General features: G+C 33.8%; 4 protein-coding genes and 1 pseudogene. All 5 read left to right on the top strand.

The features are described 5' to 3' along the window. Positions 1 to 52 precede the first annotated feature (52 nt). Complete coding sequence (locus EC396_RS11930) at positions 53 to 493, top strand: SDR family NAD(P)-dependent oxidoreductase (protein WP_370276486.1); 441 nt, start codon at positions 53 to 55, stop codon at positions 491 to 493. Continuing rightward, positions 481 to 894: pseudogene (locus EC396_RS11925) on the top strand (SDR family oxidoreductase); the annotation flags it as partial. The gene EC396_RS11930 and the pseudogene EC396_RS11925, both read left to right, overlap by 13 nt. A gap of 1 nt (position 895) precedes the next feature. After that, a complete protein-coding gene (locus EC396_RS11920; RefSeq protein ID WP_129366915.1) occupies positions 896 to 2,077 on the top strand; it encodes a DUF4861 family protein in 1,182 nt (393 codons plus the stop codon). Positions 2,078 to 2,079: 2 nt separating this feature from the next. Then, complete coding sequence (gene uxaC, locus EC396_RS11915; protein ID WP_129366914.1) at positions 2,080 to 3,483, top strand: glucuronate isomerase; 1,404 nt, start codon at positions 2,080 to 2,082, stop codon at positions 3,481 to 3,483. Between the two features lie 25 nt (positions 3,484 to 3,508). Then, positions 3,509 to 4,160 (top strand): sugar kinase (locus tag EC396_RS11910; protein WP_164975265.1); only part of this gene is annotated, 652 nt, incomplete at its 3' end.

Raw genomic sequence — 4,160 nt, 5'->3', positions numbered from 1 at the left:
GTTTTTAACAGGTAAAACAGCACTAATTACAGGTGGAGTTCATGGACTTGGAATGGCAATGGCCAAAGGTCTTGGACAAGCAGGAGCAAAAATTGTAGTAAACGATCTTTCGCAAGAAGCTCTAGATAAAGCAGTGGCTGAATACAAATCTTGTGGGCTAGAAGCTTACGGATATTTATTTAATGTATGCGATGAACAAGCTGTTATTGCTAATATTACAAAGATTGAAGCTGAAGTTGGTCCAATCGATATTTTGATTAACAACGCAGGTATTATCAAAAGAACACCTATTGTAGATATGTCTGTTGAAGATTTTACTGCTGTAATCACGGTAGATTTAATCAGTCCATTTATCGTTTCTAAAAATGTTGTGAAAGGAATGATTCAACGTGGTGGAGGAAAAATCATCAATATTTGTTCTATGATGAGTGAACTAGGAAGAGATTCTGTAAGTGCTTATGCAGCAGCAAAAGGTGGATTAAAAATGTTGTGAAAGGAATGATTCAACGTGGTGGAGGAAAAATCATCAATATTTGTTCTATGATGAGTGAACTAGGAAGAGATTCTGTAAGTGCTTATGCAGCAGCAAAAGGTGGATTAAAAATGTTGACTAAAAATATGGCTACAGAATGGGCTAAATTTAACATTCAAACTAACGGAATTGGACCAGGTTATTTTGCAACAAGCCAAACGGCTCCAATTAGAGTAGATGGACACCCATTTAACGATTTTATTATTAGTAGAACACCAGCTTCTCGTTGGGGAGATCCAGAAGATTTACAAGGTGCTGCTATTTTCTTATCTTCTAAAGCAAGTGACTTTGTAAATGGTCATGTGCTTTATGTTGATGGTGGAATCTTAGCTACTATCGGAAAACCTTCAAACGAAGATTAGTATGAAAAACCTATTCTTCATCAGTATCGTTTTTACTGTTTTTGTGGCTTGTGCTCAAAAACCTTCAAATAAAGTTTTAATTGTAAAAAACGACTTAAATGTAGCTCGTTCATTTGAAACGGTTGAGATATCTAAAGATTTTTTAGGATTAACTTCTGATGAAAATTTAGAGTTATATGGTGTTAAAAGTATCGAAACTAATCAATTTTTGACAACGCAATTTGTAGATGAAGATGGAAATGGAGAGGTTGATGTTATGTTGTTTCAACCTGAAGTTGCTCCACTTTCAGAAACACAGTTTGAAATTGTGAAATTGGAATCTAAAGTTGAAAATGATGCTGTGATTGCTTGTTATTCAAGATTTGTACCTGAAAGAACTGATGATTATGCTTGGGAAAACAACAAAGTTGCTTTTAGAACTTATGGCCCAACTGCACAAAAAATGATTGAGGACAATGTTAAAGGTGGTACTTTATCAAGCGGAATGGATGCTTGGTTGAAAAAAGTTGAGTATCCAATAATTAATAAATGGTATGAAAAACACACAACTGGGGCAGGTTCTTATCATGAAGATACAGGTGAAGGTTTAGATAATTTTCACGTAGGTATTAGTCGTGGTGTTGGAGGGATTGCAGTAAAGTCGGATAGTATTTATCATATTTCTAGAAATTTCACTGCTTGGAAAACCATTACTACAGGTCCAATAAGAACAAGTTTTACGTTGACTTATGCTGACTGGGATGCTTCTGGTAAAATGATTTCAGAAGAAAAACGCATTACCTTAGATTATGGTAGCAATCTTTCAAAATTTGAGATTACTGTAAAAGGAACTGATACCATAGCAGCCGGTTTAACATTGCACGAAAATGATGGAGAAATTACTGTGAATGAAGAAAATAGTTGGTTAAGTTATTGGGAACCTCACGCCGATTCTGAGTTAGGAACTGGAATTGTAACTTTAAACAATTCATTGGTTGGTTTTGAGAACTATGTAACCGATTTGAAAGATGCAAGTAATTTATTTGCCTTTTTAAAAGTTGAAAACACCAAAGCTATTTATTATGCTGGTTTTGGTTGGAAAAAAGCAGGTGAATTTACTACAAAAGAAGCTTGGAATACTTATTTGCAACAATTTTCAGAAAAAATAAATAACCCTTTAAGTATTTCTTTAAAGAATAATTAAAAATGAACAATCAACCCTTTATTAACGATAATTTTTTACTTGAAAATAATACAGCTCAAAAGTTGTATCATGATTTTGTAGCAGATTTACCGATTATAGATTATCACAATCATTTGTGTCCAAAACAAGTGGCAGATAATAAAATTTTCAATACCATAACCGATTGTTGGTTAGGTGGAGATCATTATAAATGGCGCGCTATGCGTGCAAATGCAATTCCTGAAAAATACATTACAGGAAACTCAACAGATCAAGAAAAGTTTTCAAAATGGGCTGAAACGGTGCCTTATACAATGTGTAATCCGTTATACCATTGGACACATTTAGAGTTGAAACGCTATTTTGGAATTGACAATTTGCTAAATCCAGCATCAGGAAGTATTATTTACAATTCAGCAAATGAACAGTTAAATACATCAAATTTTTCAACACAAGGTTTGATAAAAAAAATGAATGTTGAAGTAATTTGTACTACTGATGATCCTGCGGATAGTTTAGCGTTTCATCAAAAAGTATTTAATGAAAGTCATACGTTTAAAATGTTGCCAACATTTAGACCAGACAATTATATGGCAATTCAGCATCCTGATTTTATAAAAAGACTTGAAAAGTTAGGGGCAATTTCTAATATTAACATTGATAAGTTTGATGATTTATTAGCTGCTTTAGAAAGTAGAATTGCATTTTTTGATGCTTTAGGCGGAAAATTATCTGATCACGGATTGTCACAATTACACGCAGTTGATTTTACAGCTTCTGAATTGAATGCTATTTTGGATAAACGTTTTTCAGAAAATGAGATTTCAACTATTGAAGCGCAAAAATTTCAATCGGCAGTGTTGTTTCATTTGGCTAAAATGTACCATAAAAAAGGTTGGACAATGCAATTGCATTTAGGTCCAATTAGAAATAACAATACACGATTGGTTAATTTAATTGGAAACGATGCAGGTTGTGACTCAATAGATGATTTAGAGCAAGCAGCAGGTTTGTCTCACTTTCTAAACAAATTGGAAGTTGAAGAAAGTTTGCCAAAAACAATATTATACAATTTAAACCCAAAAGACAATGAAGTATTTGCAACTATGGCCGGAAATTTTCAGGATAGTAGTATTGCAAGTAAAATTCAATGGGGATCAGGTTGGTGGTTTTTAGACCAAAAAGATGGTATTGAAAAGCAGTTAAATACCCTTTCTAATATGGGATTAATAAGTCGATTTGTAGGGATGTTAACCGACTCTAGAAGCTTTTTATCATTCCCAAGACACGAATATTTCAGAAGAATTTTATGTAATGTAATTGGTACTCAAATTGAAAAAGGAGAACTTCCAAATGATATGCAGTGGATTGGAAATATGGTTGCCAACATTAGTTATCACAACGCAAAAGAATATTTCAAATTTTAAATAAACAAAGTATTAAATAGATAAAATGAGTAAAGTAGTAACATTTGGAGAGATTATGTTAAGATTGGCTCCACAAGGATTTTTAAGATTTTCACAAGCAGATAATTTTGATGTTGTTTACGGCGGTGGAGAATCTAACGTAGCAGTTTCTTTAGCAAACTATGGTATATCTGTAGATTTTGTAACACGTTTGCCAAAAAATGACATTGGAGAATGTGCCATGATGGAAATGCGCAAAAGAGGTGTTGGTGTAGATAAAATTGTTTGGGGTGGAGACCGTTTAGGAATTTACTTTTTAGAAACAGGAGCAGTTTCTCGTGGTTCAAAAGTAGTTTACGACCGTGCACACTCATCAATGTCAGACATTCAACCAGGAATGGTGAACTGGGAAGAAGTATTTGCAGGTGCAGAGTGGTTTCATTGGACAGGTATTACACCAGCCATTTCACAAAGTTCAGCTGATGCTTGTTTAGAAGCTGTAAAAGCTGCAAGTAAATTAGGTTTAACCATTTCAACCGATTTAAATTACCGCGCTAAATTGTGGAAATACGGTGGAGATCGTGAGGCAATTATGACCGAATTAACATCTTACTGTGATGTTATTTTAGGAAATGAAGAAGATGCAGAAATGCACTTTGGAATCAAACCAGAAGGTTTGGATGTTCAAACACATGGAC

The organism is Lutibacter sp. HS1-25 (genome assembly GCF_004121075.1).
Lineage (GTDB): Bacteria > Bacteroidota > Bacteroidia > Flavobacteriales > Flavobacteriaceae > Lutibacter.
Note: the sequence above shows the minus strand (reverse complement) of the source record. Positions and strands in the feature narration are given on the sequence as shown.